Origin of the sequence: Spiroplasma endosymbiont of Aspidapion aeneum, assembly GCF_964031045.1 — a bacterium.
Taxonomy (GTDB): Bacteria; Bacillota_I; Bacilli_A; order Mycoplasmatales; family Mycoplasmataceae.
This window is the reverse complement of sequence record NZ_OZ034994.1, coordinates 678900-699282: the sequence shown is the minus strand read 5'-3', so window position 1 is coordinate 699282 and position 20383 is coordinate 678900. Positions and strand designations below refer to the sequence as shown.

The 20383-nt window shown below is 25.0% G+C and carries 21 protein-coding genes; all 21 read left to right on the top strand.

The features are described 5' to 3' along the window. The 21 genes from AAHM97_RS03145 to AAHM97_RS03050 all read left to right on the top strand — a co-directional run bounded on the left by AAHM97_RS03145 (position 1) and on the right by AAHM97_RS03050 (position 20260). A complete protein-coding gene (locus AAHM97_RS03145) occupies positions 1-861 on the top strand; it encodes a class II fructose-bisphosphate aldolase (protein WP_342268489.1) in 861 nt (286 codons plus the stop codon). Positions 862-867: 6 nt separating this feature from the next. Further along, positions 868-1818: an ATP-dependent 6-phosphofructokinase gene (locus AAHM97_RS03140; RefSeq protein ID WP_342268488.1), complete on the top strand. Its 951-nt coding sequence runs from the start codon at positions 868-870 to the stop codon at positions 1816-1818. A gap of 1015 nt (positions 1819-2833) precedes the next feature. Further along, the gene (locus AAHM97_RS03135) at positions 2834-5005 is read left to right on the top strand and encodes an ABC transporter ATP-binding protein (protein ID WP_342268487.1); all 2172 of its coding nucleotides are present in this window, start codon (positions 2834-2836) and stop codon (positions 5003-5005) included. Then, a complete protein-coding gene (locus AAHM97_RS03130; protein WP_342268486.1) occupies positions 4980-5288 on the top strand; it encodes a hypothetical protein in 309 nt (102 codons plus the stop codon). The genes AAHM97_RS03135 and AAHM97_RS03130 overlap by 26 nt, the downstream gene beginning before the upstream one ends. Positions 5289-5580: 292 nt before the next feature. Continuing rightward, a complete protein-coding gene (locus AAHM97_RS05360; protein ID WP_425288834.1) occupies positions 5581-5874 on the top strand; it encodes a transposase in 294 nt (97 codons plus the stop codon). Continuing rightward, positions 5847-6023: a DDE-type integrase/transposase/recombinase gene (locus AAHM97_RS03125; RefSeq protein WP_342268485.1), complete on the top strand. Its 177-nt coding sequence runs from the start codon at positions 5847-5849 to the stop codon at positions 6021-6023. The genes AAHM97_RS05360 and AAHM97_RS03125 overlap by 28 nt, the downstream gene beginning before the upstream one ends. Then, on the top strand, positions 5984-6250 hold the full coding sequence (locus tag AAHM97_RS03120) for a hypothetical protein (RefSeq protein ID WP_342268484.1): 267 nt from the start codon (positions 5984-5986) through the stop codon (positions 6248-6250). Before AAHM97_RS03125 ends, AAHM97_RS03120 begins: the two co-directional genes overlap by 40 nt. A 299-nt stretch (positions 6251-6549) precedes the next feature. Then, positions 6550-7359 (top strand): MurR/RpiR family transcriptional regulator, encoded by an 810-nt coding sequence (locus tag AAHM97_RS03115; protein WP_342268483.1) that lies wholly within the window; start codon positions 6550-6552, stop codon positions 7357-7359. Between the two features lie 313 nt (positions 7360-7672). Beyond that, positions 7673-7969: a PTS sugar transporter subunit IIB gene (locus tag AAHM97_RS03110; protein WP_342268482.1), complete on the top strand. Its 297-nt coding sequence runs from the start codon at positions 7673-7675 to the stop codon at positions 7967-7969. Beyond that, positions 7970-8464, top strand: a complete 495-nt coding sequence (locus tag AAHM97_RS03105) for a DUF3284 domain-containing protein (protein WP_342268481.1) — start codon at positions 7970-7972, stop codon at positions 8462-8464. Further along, positions 8442-9794, top strand: a complete 1353-nt coding sequence (locus tag AAHM97_RS03100) for a hypothetical protein (RefSeq protein WP_342268480.1) — start codon at positions 8442-8444, stop codon at positions 9792-9794. The genes AAHM97_RS03105 and AAHM97_RS03100 overlap by 23 nt, the downstream gene beginning before the upstream one ends. Beyond that, positions 9775-11703 carry a PTS transporter subunit EIIC gene (locus AAHM97_RS03095; protein WP_342268479.1) on the top strand — a complete coding sequence of 643 codons (1929 nt, stop codon included), beginning with the start codon at positions 9775-9777 and terminating at the stop codon, positions 11701-11703. Before AAHM97_RS03100 ends, AAHM97_RS03095 begins: the two co-directional genes overlap by 20 nt. 1 nt (position 11704) lies before the next feature. Then, a complete protein-coding gene (locus AAHM97_RS03090) occupies positions 11705-12664 on the top strand; it encodes a N(4)-(beta-N-acetylglucosaminyl)-L-asparaginase (protein WP_342268478.1) in 960 nt (319 codons plus the stop codon). Further along, positions 12664-13011 carry a PTS lactose/cellobiose transporter subunit IIA gene (locus AAHM97_RS03085; protein WP_342268477.1) on the top strand — a complete coding sequence of 116 codons (348 nt, stop codon included), beginning with the start codon at positions 12664-12666 and terminating at the stop codon, positions 13009-13011. The genes AAHM97_RS03090 and AAHM97_RS03085 overlap by 1 nt, the downstream gene beginning before the upstream one ends. A 302-nt stretch (positions 13012-13313) precedes the next feature. Beyond that, positions 13314-14192 (top strand): hypothetical protein, encoded by an 879-nt coding sequence (locus tag AAHM97_RS03080; RefSeq protein WP_342268476.1) that lies wholly within the window; start codon positions 13314-13316, stop codon positions 14190-14192. After that, a complete protein-coding gene (locus tag AAHM97_RS03075; RefSeq protein WP_342268475.1) occupies positions 14179-15285 on the top strand; it encodes a DNA methyltransferase in 1107 nt (368 codons plus the stop codon). Before AAHM97_RS03080 ends, AAHM97_RS03075 begins: the two co-directional genes overlap by 14 nt. Next, positions 15278-16984 carry an ATP-binding protein gene (locus AAHM97_RS03070; RefSeq protein ID WP_342268474.1) on the top strand — a complete coding sequence of 569 codons (1707 nt, stop codon included), beginning with the start codon at positions 15278-15280 and terminating at the stop codon, positions 16982-16984. Before AAHM97_RS03075 ends, AAHM97_RS03070 begins: the two co-directional genes overlap by 8 nt. Further along, positions 16965-18323, top strand: coding sequence for a Z1 domain-containing protein (locus AAHM97_RS03065; RefSeq protein ID WP_342268473.1), 1359 nt, complete (start codon positions 16965-16967; stop codon positions 18321-18323). Before AAHM97_RS03070 ends, AAHM97_RS03065 begins: the two co-directional genes overlap by 20 nt. 4 nt (positions 18324-18327) lie before the next feature. After that, positions 18328-19095 carry a hypothetical protein gene (locus AAHM97_RS03060; protein ID WP_342268472.1) on the top strand — a complete coding sequence of 256 codons (768 nt, stop codon included), beginning with the start codon at positions 18328-18330 and terminating at the stop codon, positions 19093-19095. A 455-nt stretch (positions 19096-19550) separates the two neighbouring features. Beyond that, a complete protein-coding gene (locus tag AAHM97_RS03055) occupies positions 19551-19772 on the top strand; it encodes a hypothetical protein (RefSeq protein ID WP_342268471.1) in 222 nt (73 codons plus the stop codon). A 2-nt stretch (positions 19773-19774) separates the two neighbouring features. Then, entirely contained in the window at positions 19775-20260 is a 486-nt protein-coding gene (locus AAHM97_RS03050) for a hypothetical protein (protein WP_342268470.1), read from the top strand. The last annotated feature ends 123 nt before the right edge of the window (positions 20261-20383 follow it).

Below are 20383 nucleotides of genomic sequence, written 5' to 3'. Positions count from 1 at the left end.
ATGATAAAAAGTACAAAAGAATTACTATTAGATGCTAAAAAAAATAAATATGCAATCCCAGCATTTAACTTTGATAATTTCGAAATATTAAAAGGAATAATTGAAGCAGCTGAAGAAACAAATTCACCCGTAATTGTTGAAACAATTGAAAAAATGTTTGACCATCATGGTTTTGATGTATTAACACAAATGGCTTTAAGAATGATTTCGGATGCAAAAGTACCAATAGCTTTACATTGAGATCATGGGTTTAATGTTGAACCAATAAAAAGAGCTGTTAGAAGTGGATTTCAATCTGTTATGATTGACGCATCATTAAAGAAATTTGCAGAAAATGTAAAAGTTACAAAAGAAGTTGTTGATTATGCTAAAAAATATAATGTTAATGTTGAGGGAGAAATTGGACATGTTCACGGAACAGATGAAGTTGAATATGAAGCAAATCAAGCCTACACTGATGTTAATGAAGCAGTAGAGTTTTATAATAAAACAGGAGTTGATTTTCTTGCAATTTCTGTTGGTACAAAACATGGAAAAAATAAAGGTAAAATAGAGGTGCAAATAGATAGAATCGAAGCAATTGCAAAGGCTCTACCTCAAGCAATCTTAGTTTTACACGGAACTAGTGGTACGCCAGAAGATCAAATAAAAAATGCAATCAAAGCTGGGATATCAAAAATAAATGTTGGTCAAGCTTTGAAAGTTGGTGCATACAAAAAAATGGTTCAATTCATTGAAAATAGTAATTATGAAGGTTCATGAACATCAATGGATAAAGAAGTGATTGATGTTGTAAAAAACAATGCGATTAAAGTAATTAATTTACTAGCTTCTAATGGAAAGGCAAAAAATATAAAATAAAATAATATGAAAAAAATTGGCTTACTATGTTCTGGAGGAGATGCTCCGGGAATAAATTGTTATATAAGATGGATAATTAATAATGCGCCCAATTATGATCTAGATATTTGTTTAATCGAAGAAGGCTTTAAGGGACTGTATGAAAATAAATTTATCAAAACAGATTTTCAAAAAATTGAGTATAGCTATTATAACGGTGGAACAATTATCAAAACTTCTAGATTTTGTGAATTTAAAAATAAGAAAATCCAAGAAGTTTGTGTAAATAATTTATTAGCAAATAATATTGATACATTAATTGTAGTTGGTGGTAATGGTAGTTATCTAGCAAAAAATATTATCAAAAACTATAATATAAGAACAATAGGAATCCCAGAAACAATAGACAACAATGTTGAAAACACAAACTTTAGTCTTGGTTTTATGACTGCTGTTGAAACTGTTGCCAATTCAATTAAAGCCCTAAAAGAATCTGCTGAATCACATGGGCGATGCTATATAATTGAAATTATGGGAGATAAAAGTGGTGATTTAACAAAAATAGCCTCAATATCTGCAAAGGCAGATATTTGTTCTACGCCAGAAGAAAAACTCTCTTTCGAACAAATAACATATAAAGTTTTAGAGTTAATTAGCAAAGGTAAAAAGAGTATTATCATTGCAATAACAGAAAAAATGCACAATAGTTATGAGGAGCTTATTAATTTAATACATAACAAGACTAAACTCTTAGTTAGACCATATATATTGGGTTTTATACAAAGAGGTGGTAGTCCCACAGCTTTGGAGAGATATTTTGCTGCAAATCTTGCATTGGTTACTTTAAAATTTATAAAAAATTTTAAAGATAGCGGTGATATAGGAATAGAGGGAATTAATAATTACTCTATAACTTCAAATAAAAATAAACAAATAATTAATCTTAAAAATTCAGATTTTTTTGATTTAATTAAATAAAATATATTAGCCTTTTAATAATTAATAAAATGGCATAATTTACTGGAGGATAGATTCCCCAGTTTTTTATTTAAAATGCTATAATATGCCTATTATTTTTTTAAATTTAATAACCATTATTTTAAAAAAATGAATATTTTAGTTATTTTTTTTATTGCATTTTTATAATATTTATGATTTAATAATATTAGGTTAAGATTGCCTAAAAAGAAAACATGCGATTGATTATATATTTATTATGATTAATCCTGACTGATTTTTAAAAATCTTATTCCAATTTTATATTTGGAACTTGTTAAGCAAAAGAATTATTTTAAGAAAATACATAGTTTTATTGATTAATAAGTATTGAGTATTTAAATAGAGTAAAAAAATTGTTAGAAAAAGATATGAAGCAAACCAAAAATAATTATAACATTTAAAAATACTATAGAGAAATTTTTAGACAATAGATTTGATTTTATAATGGCAATTTGTATAAAAGAGGACTTTATTAATAGTTGCCAAAAAAAGATGAGTATAAATTATACTGATAATTGATAGAAAATATTTATATATGAAATCTAATTAAAAAAACAATTTTAATATGATTTACTGAGTAAGAATATCAAAAGAAGAAGCAAAATAGTATATTCACAAATTTTAAATAAATTTAAACAATAATTAATAACTAAAAGACAAAGAAGAAATAAAAAAATTAGAGAAGAAAACAATTGAATAGATAATTATTATAAGAATAAAAAGAATGAGTAATTAAGACATATTAACTTATATAAAAATACCAAAGAAAAAGAAATATCAATCACCGATAAAATGGCACAATCAAGAAAAAAAGTGTTTTAGTAGGAGAAGCGGTGGAATATGAATTTAAAAAGTATAATAAAAGATATTTAATTAATAAAAAAGAAAATAATTGTGCTATCAGTAGAAAGAAGTGTATTTGAAATAAGTAAAAAATTATATTATTTTTTTAGTAGAAATTATAATATAATTTTGAATAATTAAGGGAGTTTAAATGAAAATAAATTTACATAAGCATACATTAAAAATTAAGCAAGGTGAAAAAGATACAAGAAATTTAGATATTTCTAATCCTAAAGAGGTTGAAAAATTTGTATCAGATCTAGAAGAGGCAAATGTTATGATATTGGCAATAACAAATCATAATTATTTTGATCTAAATCAATTTAATTTTTTAGAGAAAAAATTAAAAGAAAAAAATATTTTATTATTACCTGGTGTTGAATTAGACATTCTTGATGAGAAGGATAAAATACATAATTTAAATGTTATTGTTAGTAATGAAAAAAAAGAGGAATGAAACATTTTATTATCATCACTAATAAATAATGTTGTTCCTGAAGAATATAGATTAAAAATTACTGATTTTAAGAAAAAGTTTAAAGATTTTGTCAAAATATGCCTCATGCCTAATAAACAAAAAGGAAAATTTGATTTAGCAGAACATGAATATGAATTACTAAGTGATCATAAATCTATTAATTTTTATGAAACAAGTAATCTTACATCTACTCAAATTTTAGCAATTCAAGGAGTTCCTGCTATTAATGGTTCCGACGACCTTGATACAAATAAACCAAATTATGCAAAATTACCAGATATTCGTAATAGGATTGATACATTTGAAAATTTAATTCATTTTTTTAAAAAAGACCCTACATTTATGACTAAATATATTAGAGAAAAACATTATGGTGATTTTGATATAAAACCATATGGGTGGGCAAACAACTATATGATTCCAATTTATAAGGATGTTAATGTTATCATTGGTCCAAGAGGAAGTGGGAAAACTGAATTATTAAAAGCCATTAAAGATAAGATTATTAAGGATAATGGTGAGATAATTAAATTATGAGAAGACTCAAAATCTAATTATATAAAAATGATAGATTCACTAAATAATAAATTAAAAATAGAAGAAGATATTACTCATTATTTTGATGATATTAATAAATTGATTGAAGGAGAGGATATCCCACAAACTGTTAATATTTTTAATAATTACAAGAAAATAATAAATTACTACAAAGAACACAAAAAAAGTGATAAATATCATAAATGACAAATATTTACTATAAATAAAATTGAAACTACACCCCCTATAGAATATAATGCAGAACTTGACCGATATTTAACCAAAATAGAAGCTTTGAAAAAATCGCTTAAAATTATTGAAGACTATGAAAAAGATAAAGAATTTCCTGATTTTTTAACTACAAAATCCTACATATTTAGAATAATAAAAAAATTAATAAATGAACTAAAAAATCTTTGTAAAGAATATAGGGGTCCACGTTTTATAAAATCCATTTCATCAAGTATAAAAAAAATAATTGAGGATAATACATCGAACCCCACTATGCCAGATAGTTTAGATCTATGTCATAATTATTTATTTTTAAAAAGTAACTCTGAAAAAATTTTAAAATTAATAGGTTTGAATAAAATTAAGTCCAACGTAATTAAAATAGGTTCTATAAGACCTAATTTGCAATTATCAATATTCAATGAATTTTGTATTAACCCAAACCCAGATGAGGCTAAATGACAAATAAAAGCTGAAAAATTTTCAAAAACAGCACTTAAATTTCTTGGTGAAATTGCTGATAATTGAAAAGATAAACTCTTTTATTTAAAAATGAGGGAACTTAAAAAATTAATGCAAGATAGTAAAATAGATCAATTAAGATTTGATAATTTAATATGAAAGCGATCTAAAATTATTGATCAAAATGGAAAAGACCATAATCCATCAACTGGTGAGGAAGTATTGCTGACGTTGACAAACTATTTAGATACAGAACGAGAATTTTATTTCCTTGATGAACCTGATAAATCACTAGATAATTATTTTACAAATGATGAAATTGTTACAAGAATTAATTCACTTGCAAAAAATAATAAGGTAATAGTTTTAACAACACATAATGCAAATATCGCAGTTAGAACATGACCATATTCAGTTATATATAGAGAATTAGGCGAAGAATCTTCTGAAAATGAAACATATATAGGAAGTCCCTTTTTAGAATATTTTCAAAAAAATGATGGAACACAAACAAAGTATAAATGAAAGGAAATAGCAGTTGAAATTCTTGAGGGTGGAAAAGATGCATTTCATGAAAGAGGTGATTTATATGAAACAATCAAACAAAAGGATTAAAGTAAGTTTAAGTGAAAACGATGAATATATCGATATTAATTTAGGAGATAAGTTATTTAATCTTAAATTATTAGATCCTTCTGAAAAAAACTTTGAAGATTTTTTTTCAAGATTATTGAATTTTATAGAATCTGTTAAAGATGATATAACTGATGAATCAATTAATGTAGAATATGTTATTAACACCGAAAAAAAAGATATTAATGAATCTATAAAAAATAAATTTTGTGAGTTACTTCAAATAGAAGTTGACGGAATTATCAAAGATATTAAAAAAATATAAAAATATTCTAAAAAACGAACAAAATTTAATAATTGTTAAGTAACATTTTGATTGGGGTTTAATATTTAGAGTTTTAGCTGAGAAAAATAATGTCTCATATCACACTGTGAGGAGATGGTGCTTGGATTATGAAATTTATGGAGAAAAAGCATTAGAAAATAATATTAGTAAATTTAAAAATATGGGCATAAAGTTAATAACTATTAAAGGAAACAAAAGACATTTAAATTGTTAGATTAAATAAACAACTTAAAAGAAAAAGTTGGAGCTTGAGATATTAAAAAAGTATTAAATAGATTTTGATTTAAGTTCGGCTAAAAAAATACATATTATTTTTAATTATCACAATGGTTTGTATGGTTCTCCACAAATAAAATTCATTTTAAATAGAACAATGCAAATTAGTTGGTCTAAAATAGCGAGATATATGAGAATTCTAGTCTTAAAATCAAAGATAAGGGTCAAAAAAGATTTAAAAAACAAAATGAGATTAAAAAACGTAATAGTGGTTATACTAATATTGTTAATAGCTAATGAGATCTTTACCAAAAAAATTAATTGTGAGCAACTGATGTTACCTATATAAAATATAGTAATAAATTTGCATACTTGAGTATTTTAAAGGATTTAAAAACTGGATTTGTTGTTGGATACAAAGTATCTGAAAGAAACGATAGCAAACATTATATGGATACATGAAAAGCAGCTCAACATATCACGATAAAAGGAAAATAAAAATAATTCATAGTGATAATTGTTATCAATATACTTCAATTTGAATTAGAAAATTTTCTAAAAAAGAAAACTTATTTATATCATTATCAAGACTATGTAATTCTATTGACAATGCTGTAGCAGAAACATTTTTTTCTCAATTAAAAACTGAGTATAAATATGTTTTATATCAAAAAACATTTTCAGATGTTTGTGGGAATATATATATTATAATTATGAAAAAATAACTGTTAAAAGCAATGGGAATATTATGAAAGAATAATTATCAAAAGCAATGGGCATACCCCAGCAGATATTTACCTTTCCAAAATAAAATGCCATTTCCAAGAAGAAATGACATTAAATTTATAAAAAAACATTTTTTATACTTGAAAAAGTATATTAAAAAATTATTCCTTTTACAATTTATTTAATTAGATATTTATTTCTAACAATTAAAAAAGACTTTTAAACAAAAATAGCCCAAATATCTAATTTCTTTCTTTTTTTTGAAAAAATCAATATAATTAAAGAAAGGAATTATTTTATGAGTTTAAGTAATTTATATAAAGAAATAAACAAAAAAAAGATTGCTATGAATGAAAATAATCGCTTAATAGCTGAATACTTTTTAGCAAATTGAAATAATATTAGTGATATTTCAATAAAAAAAGCATCACATTCAACAAATCAATCACCAGCAACAATTACTAGATTTTGTAAAGAATTTGGTTTTGAAGGGTTTATAAACTTTAGAAAAGAAATAATGATGATCAATGACAACTTTGTTTTAAATGATTATGAACTTATATTTAATGAAGAAAGTTTTATGAATATGGATTCTTTTGTTGATAAGTATTTTGATATTGTTGATAAGCAAAATCAGATTTTGAAAAATTTAGCAAAATCAGATGTTATTTCAAAATTTGCAAAAATGATTTTAAAGAGTGAACAAATTATAATTTGTGGCATGAATATAAACTATAATCAATCAATTGATTTTAAAAATAAGTTAATATCGTCTGGTAAAAATTGTATTGTTGAACAAGATCTACATCTTTTACAAGGAATTACTAATGCAAGTAAAAAAAATAAATTAATAATTACAATTAGTTTATCAAATGAAAACAAAGAGGTTATTGACTTGGGTAAGAATGCATTATTACATAATGCTAAATGGGTTCATATTTCATCAAAACCACAAAAATATAATTACACTCCAACATTAACAATTAATCTTTTAGACATTGAGAGTGAGTTTTGAAATTTATATTCAATTAGAGGAGGGGCACTTTTTAATCTTTATAATTTAGTTTTTTCTAACTATATTATTTTTCAAAAAAATGAAAAAAAATAATCTACAGCAATGTAGATTATTTTTATTTTTGCACTATAATATTAGTGTGTGTAATAGATATATTATCGCATTAAAATTATGACAATGATAATTAAAAAGACTAAGGCCAAGCAGTAACAAATTGCAAAAGAAAATATTAATACTTTTTTAAACCATATTTGGTAGCCTCTTGTTTTTCTAATCATTTTAATCCAACTTCATATTGCAAGTGGAACAATTAATAAGATTGATATAATAATTATTAATATACTTGTCATATTATTTACTCCTTAATATAAAAATTATACTATAAAAATAAGAAAGGAAATAAATTATGAAAAAAATTTTATTAGCGTGTGGAGCTGGATTGTCAACATCGATGATGGTTGAATCAATGAAGGTCGCTGCTAAGGAAATTAATTTAGAATTAGAAATATGGGCTGAGCCTGTTTCTACAGCAATATCAAAAGTCAATGATGTTGATTATATATTGCTTGGTCCTCAGGTAAGATATGAACTAAATCGTTTTTTACAATCATCAAATAATACACCAGTCGAGGTGATCGATATGAAAGACTATGGTATGATGGATGGTAAAAGTGTAATTATGAAATTGAAAGATAAACTTTAATTGCAAAAAATAAAAAATCATAAGGACCCTTTTTTTAAAAAAGATATTACAAAAAATAGTAACCTTAGTAAATCTGTAAAGTTTAAACTTCCATTTTCAATTGAGGAATGTTTTAATCAAATAATAAAAATTTCATTTCAAACTTTAAATGGAGTAAACTATCATAAATTAGATAAATATCGAGTTGGTGATATATTTAAAAGTAAAGACGGAAAGAAATATGAACTTACATCTTTCAACCCTCCAAATATTTATCAATTAACAACACGAATAGAAAATAAAGTATATAAAACAACATACTATCTTCAATATTTAAAACCTAAAAAAACACAAATAGAATTTAGTGAGGTAATAATGTTTGAAAAAAACCTAAAAGGATTTAGAGAAACAATTGGTCTTATTAATTTTAATAAAGAATTTGATAAAAGATCAAAACAAATAACACTACATATATATAAGGGGTTGGTAAGAGGTGCTAAAATTTCAAAAAATTAATTCAATTTTAAGTGAGATGTATATAATAAAGATTAAAGTATTAACAAGTGACGATACATATTTAACAGTTAATAAAAATCAAATTATTATAAATATAAATTTAGATTATAAATATAATGTTAGTCAATTAATAGAGCGACTAACAAAAATAAAATTGCCATCAATGGGAAATGTATGTATAGATTTAATTGATTATAAGGATAAATTTTTATTTCAAGTATTATTAGAAATATTATTTGCAAATTATGCAAAAAAATATAGTAAGAAAGGCAACAATAATAAACAAGATATAGTTATATATTTTCTGGGTGAAATTAATGAAGATAAAAATAGGCAAATTTCATTATTAAATAGTGTCTATTGAGCAAAATATATTGCAGATCTAGATTCTCTTGACGATGGTACCCCTGAAAGTATTTGTAAACTTGTCAAGAACCATTTTATTGTAGATAAAAAAGTTAAGGTAAATATTATTGATGAGATTAACTTAAAAAAAATGAATCTTAATTTATTATCTTCAGTTGGACAAGGATCTATAAATAAACCATATTTATTAGAATTATCATTTACTAATAATCCAAATTCAAATGAAACTATCGCTCTTATTGGTAAGGGTGTAACTTTTGATGCAGGTGGATATGCACTCAAGAATAGTGATTCGATTAGAACAATGAGACTTGATAAATGTGGTGGTGCTAGTGCAATTGCTATTTTTGATTATTTAGTTAAAAATAACTCAATCTTAAATATAGTTGTAGCTGTTCCATTATGTGAAAACACTATAACAGCTAACTCAATTTTACCATCACAAGTTATTAAATCATATTCGGGAAAAACAGTTCAGATTGACAATCCAGATGCAGAAGGAAGATTAATTTTAGCAGATACAATGAGTTATATTCAATCAAAATATAATATTCAAACATTAATCACATTAGCTACATTAACTGGTTCAATAACTATTACCCTTGGAAAGTACATGGCTGGTTTGTTCTCAAATGATAGAAAATTTGCTAAAAATTTTATGATACATAGCAATAAAGTTGGTGATGAAGTGTGAGAATTGCCAATTCATTGACAAAATACAAGATCAATATTATCATCAGAGTTGGGAGACATTACCAATGCCCCAATAAAAAAATATGGTGGTTCTTCACAAGCGGCTGCCTTTTTACAAGAATTTATTACAAATGAAACAAAATTTATTCACTTAGACATTGGAGGAACTGGTGTATCTGATAACCGAGCAACAGGGTCAATGGTTAAAGGAATTATTAATTTTTTAAATAATGGCAAAGAAGGGGGATATTATGATAAAAAAGGAAAGTAAGAAAAAAACAAAACTTACAGCAAAAGACTGAATTAATAATAAAATGATGCCAGCGATGACAAAATTTGCAAGTCAAAGACATCTAACCGCAATTAGAGATGCGTTTGGAATTTTAACACCAATTATCATTGGTGGTTCTATTTCTTTTTTATTGGGAATTATATTATTTGGCGCTGGAGATACCTTGGAAACTTCTCTACTAGGACTTTTAGCAAAAGCCACTGGTAAGGTAGATGACTCTAGTGGAACATGAGTTGTAACTGGTGGATGAAGTACAGCAAACAAGGTTGGAGAAAAAATATTTAGTACAATTTTTAATTTCACATTAGGAACATTTTCATTAATGATCGCTCTAATGTTGGCATATATTTATGCTGAAAAAATAAATCTTAAAAATCCAATGTTTGTCGGAGTTTTCAATTTAGTATTATTTATGATAACTGCTGCAACATTCAAATCTGATAGTTCAAAATTTAATTATTTTTATGATTCTAAAGGGATGTTAGCTGCAATTATTCAAACATTTCTTGTTGTAGAACTTTATAAAGTATTTGCAACTAATAATCGATTATTAATTAAAATGCCAAAGCAAGTTCCACCAATGGTTGCGACAGGATTTTCACTTTTATTTCCAGTTGCTATTGTATTTATAATTGTTTCAAGTTTTAATACTGGATGTTGAGCCATCGGAAATTATACAAATTGAAATATAAATGACAATAATAATAAACCAGTATTATTAGGTGGAGAATATGGATTTGTTGGGCTATTCTATAAACTAGTTTCTGCTCCTTTTAGTGTTTTAATCTCTGGTAATAATGTCGGATTGGGGTTTGGTGTCTTATACCAATTTCTAATTGGTTTCTTTTGATTCTTTGGTCTAAATGGTTCATCTGTTGTTAATGGTGCATTTTATCCATTTCTAATGCAAATGTTTGTTCAAAATGCAGATGCTGTTAGCAAATTTGGTTACAATATTTCAAATGCAAAAGGGATGTTAGATGTTGTTAATATTCAATTTTTAGAAAGCTATGCACAAACAACTGGTTGAGGACACACTGGTGCCTTGCTTTTGGCAATTTCTATATATGGTAAGGTTAAAGAACATAAAGAAGTTGCAAAAATTGCAGCTGTTCCTGGTATTTTCTCAATTAATGAACCTGTAACATTTGGAATCCCTGTAATGTTGCATCCAATCTATGGAATCGCTGCTATGTTTGCTATGCCAATTACAACCTTTGTTGCTTGATTGTTCGTTGGTCCATTTGGTATGGTTCACAAATCATATATACTTGTCCCTTGAACACTTCCTCCAGGGGTTGGAGCATTATTATCTTCTGGATTAGATTGAAAAGCATTTGTTCTTTCATGATTTTGCTTAGTCATTGCATTTGTTTGATATATTCCATTTGTACTAATTGCAAATAAATATCACTTTAACTTAAATGTAAAAACTTATATGGATAAAGGAATGACAAGAGATTCTGCTCTTGCACATGTTAAAAATGATGTTCTTGAGTATAAAGAAATGGTTGTTGAAAGAAAAAGATTAAAAAAAATAAAAACATTAGAAATTAAAAAACAAAAAGAAGAATTTAAAAAATTAGACCCAGAAATAAGAAAAGAAAAATTACATTTAATCAAATTAACAAAACAAGAACAAAAAAGTTTAGAAAAATTACAAAGTGTAAACTACAAATCAAGTAAATTAAATAATATCAAGTTACAAGTAGATGTTGTTGAATACGGGGGATATAAAATAAGAATTAATGGAAAAACAGTAGCAACAGCAATGTCAAAAGATAGTATGACAAATATTGTCGAAAAAATTTGCAATACTAATAAGATCGAAGAATATAATATTGTCGATAATGGAAACATTATAGAAAATATTAAGGTGACTAAGTAATATGAAATATGCATTTATAGGAACATGAAGAATGGCATATGAGGCAATTAAAGAAAACATTAATCTTTTAAAATCTGAAGATAAAAATGGTGAGGCTATAGTTAGAGCAATATCTATGATTGAAGACAATCAATACTTTAAGTCAGTTGGCTTTGGTGGATTACCTAATGAAAACTGTGAGGTTGAATTGGACGCTGGTTTTATGAATGGTCAAACATTACAAGTTGGTGCACTTGCTGGGGTTAGTGACATTTCAAACCCAATTAAGGTTGCAAGATCTTTAAGTAAAGAAAAATATAATTCTTTTTTAGTTGGTGATGGTGGCAAAGAGTATGCAAAAAATAATGGCTTTTTAATTAAAAATATGTTAAGTGATAGAGCGATATCTCATTACAATAAAAGAAAAAAAATGTTAAGTGATAACCCACATCTATCCCCATATGATGGGCACGATACTGTTGGAATGGTATCTCTTGATATAAAAGGAAATATATTTAGTGCAACTTCAACAAGTGGATTATTTATGAAAAAGAAAGGTAGAATTGGTGATTCTCCAATTGTTGGAAGTGGATTTTATTGTGAAACTGAAATTGGAGGAGCGACAGCTACTGGATTAGGGGAGGATATATTTAAGGGATGTTTGTCATTTGAAGTTGTAAGGCAAATTAAAGATGGAAAAAATATTAAAGAATTAGTTCAAGATATTGTTTGCAAATTTACAAATAAGTTAAAAACAAAATTAGGTTCTTGTGGTTCAATTTCAATTGTGGCAATTGATAAAAATGGAAACTGAGGAGTTGGAACAAATTGTGAGTTTTCATTTGTTGTTGGCAATTATCAAAATGATGTTAAAATATATATTGCCAAGCCAAGTAATGATTTAAAAAAATTAACTATTATTGAACCAAATAAAAAATGACTAGATGAATATGACAAATCTAGAAAGGGACCAATATTATAATGGAAAAAATATTATGAGATGAAATTAGTATGACAATTATCAGTAATGCTGGCGCTGCAAAGTCAAACTCTATAATGGCTATTTCTTGTATGGAAGAAAATAAATTTGAGGAAGCAGATAAGTTGTTAGCAGAAGCTGACAAATATATGATAATTGCAGAAAAAGCCCATATGGATATTATAGTTCAAGAAGCACAAGGAGTTAAACATGATTTTAAGGTTTTATTTATGCATGCGGAAGACCAAATGCTAACAACGCAAGTATTATTAATTATGGCACAAAAATTTTATAATTTGTACAAAATGATTGGTTCTAATAATATGGTTAATAAAAAAAGCAGTACTTAAATGTGAACAGTCTTACTTATTATTACTAATTATCATAATATATAGAAAATTTTCTTAAATTACAAATTATTTAATTAAATATATTATTAACATTTTACAGCAAAAAGAAAGCTAAGTGTACCAAATTACACCTAGCTTTCTTATGTTTCTATAATATAAGTAATAAAGATACATAATTTACTAAAACTAGAGTTATTATTTTTGAAATAGACCAATATTTACTATTTAATAATTTTATTTCTATGTTATTTATTGTGTGCATTTTTTAATACCATCTTAAAAAATAGATTATAATATATATAATGGATATAGATGCACAAAATTATTTGCCTAGATATAAAATTGAAAATATAAAAAAATTGGCTAATAACAATTATTTTTTAAATTGCAAAGCAACTAAAAAATCGGTAGATATGCATATTTATTTAAATGGTCTTGAATCTACAAAAAAGTGAGTATTATCCAGATGAAATATTAGCGAAGATTTGGAATATTTGTACTATATTAAATTTTTTGTTAAGATAAATATAAAGGAAATAGGCAATTGAGTATTGAATTACAAAGATTGAGATAACCTTTTAAATGATGAACTAATAATGTTATTAAAAATTAGATTTTACCTTACATGTTTTAATAAAGAATCCTTTAATCAACAAAAAAATGAAATATTATATCTTATATCTATTGCAGATAATCACAAGCTCAACTTTAAGAGAATATGTAATATAGTTAATGATATTTATAATGATGGAGATTTTAAGGGAAAATTGTATATGTTAATTAATAATTTAATAGATAAATATAAAGATGCAAATAAAGTTGCTAAGGAATTGGGATATAGTCCGATTTATATTAACGAATTTTTGTTGTCTCAAAAAGAAAAATATAATAAGCAAACAATAATAGATGATAACGATGAATTAATAAGGTTTATATTTAAATACTGAGAAGATGGCACAGAAATTGAAACATTATCTGAAAGACTTGCAGTTATTTTTAAAAGAAAATTAAAAATAGATGTTGTTGTTGATGACCTAATGTCTACTATTTTAAAAATTTTTCACCAATATTCAAATTTAAATAATGATGAAAAGCAAAGATTTTTTACAGTTAAGAAAGATTCTAATATAATATTTATTAATAAAAAAGTTGTATTAGAAAAAGGTTATGATTGTGATTAGGCTTTACAAAGGTGATAATCTAGATATTATCCCCACAATTAAAGAGAAACCAAATATAGTGTATCTTGACCCTCCATATAATACCAAAAACTCAAAATTAATATATCACGATGTTTTTAACAATCCTAACGAATGAAAAGAAGGTTTTGAAAAGAGGGTAATTGAAATAAAAAAAATTATTCAATATAAATCTGTTATTTATGTATCTATAGGTATTGAGGAACTGGGAAATGCAAAGGTTGTTATGGATAATGTTTTTGGAATAAATAGTTGTGTTGCTGTTATGCCAAGAAGGACATGTTCAACTGCGAAAACTACAAACAGAATATCAAAAATTAATGATTTTGTTTTAGTATATGTTACTGGGAATATTGCCTTTCAAAAAAAGGCAATTGATAAGTCGGTATATAAATTAAAAGATGAGCATTTCGAAAAGAGAGGCTTTTATCATTTGCGCAGGCTTGATTACAAGGATTTTTTGTATAGTGCATCAAGTGACTTTGGAATTGATTATAAAGGAGTTACATATTATCCATCTGGGGATATTCAGAGTTGAAGAGATAGAAAAGAAAGACATTTTTTAAAAGATTGATGTTGGCTATGGTCAGCAAATAAAATCAATTTTGCCATAGAAAATGACTTTATTGTATTTAAAAATAACCGAGTTTATAAAAAAACTTATACAAATTGTAAAATTGATAGTGAATGTAAATCTAATTATAAAATAGTATATGAAGATAGAAGTCAACCAATTTCAAGCATTGACTTATTAGATAAAAGATTTGTAGGTGAAAATTCAACTAAAACTGAAACAGATTCTCTTTTTGCTTATCGTAAAAGTAATAAATTAATTAAATTCTTATTTGAGTTACCAATTCTAGAACATAAGGTAGTTCTTGATCCCTATGCTGGTTCTGGTGTTTCTGCTATAATATCAAATGAATTGGGCATAGATTGTATTCTAATACAAAAATCTGAGAAAATCAAAGAAAATAAGGGCAGAAGTGAGAATTTTAATTACGAAGATATATTTGATATAACAAAAGCGATATTAAAAGAAAGACAAATAGAGGTTGATATAATAAATGAATAAAAATGATGAATTTAACATACATTATGACCCAAGAACATATAAGGATTACACTTCATTAAGAAATGTAAATACAAAACATTTTTTAATGTTAGCAGAATTAATTGACAATTCAATTTCCTCATTCGAAAATCATTATGGAGACGAGTGACCTGAAAAGCTTAAAATTGATATCGAAATTGATTTTAATGGCGATATAGAAACAATCCATGATTATAAAGTAGTTTCTAACGCATCTATAAAAGTAACCGATAACGCCTTTGGTATGAATGAATCTGAACTTATAGAAGCAATTAAACTAAATAGGGTAAATAACAAAAATATATCTCTAAAAAAATCTTTAATGAATGTTCATGGAAGAGGTCTAAAGCAATGTGCTTTCTTTTTTGGTTTAGATCTTACAGTTTCTACTTATAATGGAACAGATGAACCGCTTATTGTCAAAATTAAATCATCAGAACAAGAGACTTTGGAAAATCCAATTACAATTTATCCAAATCATAGTGGTTCATCTAAAAGAGGAACAACAATTCTTATTGAAAAAATTCATAATGATAAAATATTATCTCAACAAACTATTAAACAAATAATTGATACACTAAGTTTTCGCTATATAAAATATCTTATAGAAGAAAACATTGAGATTAATTTTAGATATTTGCATAATGAAAGTGAAATTTATAGAAAATTTGAGGTTCCAATCGAACCTAAACAGCACGTTGTAGGTATATTTAGTAAGTCAGAATTAAATAGGCAAAATTATGATAATTTTGTAAATGAAGCTAATGAAAATTTTAAAAAAAGAATTTTGAAAGAGGGAGATAAAATAAATTCTTCAACATCAAGGATAGTTTTTGATAAAATAAAAGATTTGTTGAAGAAATCTTTTGATGAAAATCAAATAGTTTTTGATTTTGGTATATCTGTAAATATTGATGGTAAGCCTCTTGATTTTAATTTTTGAATGTTACCCCAAAAAGATGCTCAATATAGAGGGATAAGATTGTTTGAGGGTAAAAGGGCGATTAATCATTGTGGTTATAAAGATTTAGAAACAAAACCATATATGGGGTGAAAAAATTCAGAAATGGAGACAGGTTCAACTGAAAATAGGTTTGCAGGAGAGTGCAATCTTGCCCAAATAGGGTTACTTACAAAAACAGATAAATCAACATTTACAATGTCTGATAATGTTAAAGCGGACTTGGATAAGGAGATATATTCTGTGTGAATTGCTTTTAATACTTTTATTATGAAAACTCGCGATTTTATAAAAACAAAAACACCAGAAATAAAAGATAAAGACCGTGATGACCTTATGATTGTATTTAAGCAAAAATTTCCAGACGATGATATTAAAATTTTAGGAATTGATAATGAAAATAAGAGAGTAAATATAAAATATTCAAAATATGGTGGATGAGATATTTATATAAAAGATGACAATTCATTAGTGCCTTTTGATATTTTTAATACCGAAAGGAGAAAGAGTGAGAAAATAATTGATATAACAGTTTATACATCACATCCCTTTTTTAAAAAAATAAATAATAGTAAAGAATGATATATAGAAGCATTAATTCCTATTACATTATTAGTTGCAATTCAATATATAGAATGAATTGAAAATCCAGAAACCGATCCCTTTAGTGGGGCAAATAAAGTAGGAGAATTATTTGAAAATGAAAATAATAAAGATTAAGGTATATGGAAAACAAGAAAAAGAAGAACCTATAGATTCTAGTGAACGTTTTAATAATATCTTGAAGGAAACTCTTGGTCTAAAAGATGAAAAAGAGATGAATGAAAGCTTATCATTGTTTAATGCTAATTGAGTTCATATTATAAATAACTATGATAAGTATAAAAATTTTTTAATTTATGGTGATGTGCAGTCTGGCAAAACATTAAACCTTATCTATGTTATAAATCATTTATTTGAAAATGATAAATTAGATATTGTTTTTTATCTGACTGGGTCAACAAATGATATCTTATTTCAAAATCAAGATAGGTTTACAGACACATTTAAAAAAATTAGTAATGATATTGCAACCTATATTAATTCAAATTTAAATTGTGATAATCTAATTTTAGATCTTCAAAGGAAAAAAAAGGTTATTATATCGTCAATTAAACAAAAAGTTAGGTCAATCTCTATTGTAGATATTATAAACGCACTGCCTCCTTCAACAAAAATACTTATAGTAGATGATGAGGCAGATGATTATACAATATCTAATGATATTATAAAAATATATAAATCTATTGAGACAAATAATCTTAAAAAAATAAGCATTACCGCTTCTCCATTTTACAATATTTATAAATTTGATGATTATGATTATTATAAAGTCCTAAAAAGTCCTAATAATTATTGTGGAATAAATAAATTTGATAATAAAAACTTTTATGTTATGAATGATCCCAATTGAGAAAAAATTGTATTTCGAGCCTTTTTATATTGAATTTGCATAACAGCTTCCCTAGGTCTAAAAGATTCTCAATTTCTCCTTAATATAGAACTCGAAAAAGAGGACCATTGACTTATAAAGAAATACATTAGAAAAACTCTAGATGATTTCAAAAAAACAAAAAATCTGCCAAAATTAATATTAGAATATTACCCCAGATTTCACAAAGATATTGATAAAATTTCAAATTTTATTTGTAATTTAAATTTTGATATAATTAAAACATTAAATAGTGATTCTGACGAAGAATTATCAAATAAAAATTTTGAAATATTAATTGGTGGAAAAAATCTTAGTAGGGGAATAACATTTAAAAACCTATTAGTAGAAGTTATGGTAAATATGGGAAAAAAAATAAGTGCTGGAACTTTAATCCAAAGGGCAAGATGATTTGGTTATAGAAATAAAATGTTAGAACATATGATGATATTTGTCAATGACAACGTAATTAATGCCTATAATGAGATTAAAGATTTAATTTTATGAACAAAAAAATATGATATATATGAAAGGAATTATCTTAATAAATTTAATGCTTGCAATTATGAGTATATTAAGATAAAATAACAATATGGATGAATTTGAACAATTACTATATATAAAAGAATTAGATGTGAATGAAGAAGTTCCCTTTTGCTATTTTTGCCATATCGTTGACCCACAAACAAATGAAAATAAGTTAATAATTTTTGAAGAAGAGGAAAACACGTATATCTCTTCTAAGTTTAACAAATTGTCATTCATAAAGTTTGAAACTAATTTATCAGATAAACCTAGACGTGGAATGATTGTAAAAGGAGAAGAGGAAATTATAAAAATATTATACAATCATATGATAAATATGCAAAGCTCAATTTGAGAAGCGCTAATATTTATGAATCATAATTTTTCCTGGTCTAAAAAGGAATATAAAAAATTTCTTGGAGATTTTGCTGAAGCATTATTTATACACAAAATTGGAGGCAAAAAATTATTCGAAACATCGACGGCAGATATAATATATAATGGCCAAATGATTGAGGTAAAATCTTACTCAAATCAGAAAAAAACAATAACAATATCTGATATTCAAATAAAAGAAAAAACAATTAAGTATATTGTACCGCTAGAATTATCAAACGATGGTTTAAATATTAAACAACTTGCTGAGAAAATCAAAAATATAGACCCAGAATTTTCATACTATTTATCAGAAAGATATAGCAATGATTCTTACAATTATTTGATATATAATATTCAAGAACCTATAAATATTACTAAATTTTTAAAATATAATATTGATTTGCCTAAAAATTTTTTATCGGCTAAGTATGAAATATCAATTGCTGAATTTATATAGTATTTATTAATTCATTTTAGAGGACCAAATTATCTTTTATTGTGTTAAAATGTACAAATTTAATAATGATTTTTTAAAAATCTAGATTTTTTAACCATTAAGTTAAAGACAATTATTATTCATTCAAGAGTAAATAATTTTAGTAATTAATATTTAAATTAGCTTCTATGCATTTTAATATATAACTGAGTATATCTAGTGTAAATAGACAAACAAAAATGTTTATAATTGAGTTTGAAAAAAACTTTAAAGTGTGAGAGTTATTAGATAGTAAATATACCAATATTGAAAAAATTAACCGCAAAATTTAATTACATAGTTATTTTTACAATAATAAGAGGATATTTTTATCAAAATGTAGTTACTCTATAAAATAAAATGAATAATTTATATTATTCAAATAAGTACATTTGCTTATTTTTGGTATAATAAATATATAAAAAAGATGGGCGATTATGACAAATAAAGAATGAATTCAAGAAAATCAAAAAAAATTATTAAAAGATTATAAACTACACCAATATATAGTTGTTAAGGATTGTAATGTTATTTGTGTAATTGAGACAATGAGTGAAGCAATAGATTATTTTTCTAAGAATAAGGATGATGATTACATAATACAAAGAATTAGTGATTTGGAACCACTTTTTAATATTTTAGATAATGGAGTTTGGTAATTATGGGCTTAATAATTAGTAAAATTGATGAAAAATTACAAATGAAAATTTTACTTTTTATTATAAAACCAGATAAACAAGACATATTACTTTTATCACAATCAGAAATTAGTAAAGCTGTGAGTCAAAAACCATATATTGCATTAATAGATACAGGTTGTAATAAATCGTTTATTGCTAAACATATAATTGATAATGAAAATATTGAGTATAATCAAACATTCTCTGAAACAAAATTCCAAACACCAAATGGTATTTTTATAGCAAAAAACTACTTACTTAATTTTATTATCCCTTCAAGTATTAAAATAGCCAATGTTAATGACACAAATAAAAATCTTCCACCAATTCAATATACACCAGTTAAATGATTATTTTCTGTAAATAATCATTTAAAAGATCAATGTATTGATTTTGTAATTGGAATGGATATTTTAAAGGAAATGAGTTTATCAATATTTGGGGGTTCTTTTTCTTTATCTTGATAGAAACAAGATTATATAAAAGGATGGGGGATAAAAATTCCATTAATATTATATATATACATTTACTTAAATAAATAAAGTATTTTTAAGAAAATGATATAATTAATTTATTATAAGGAGTAAATA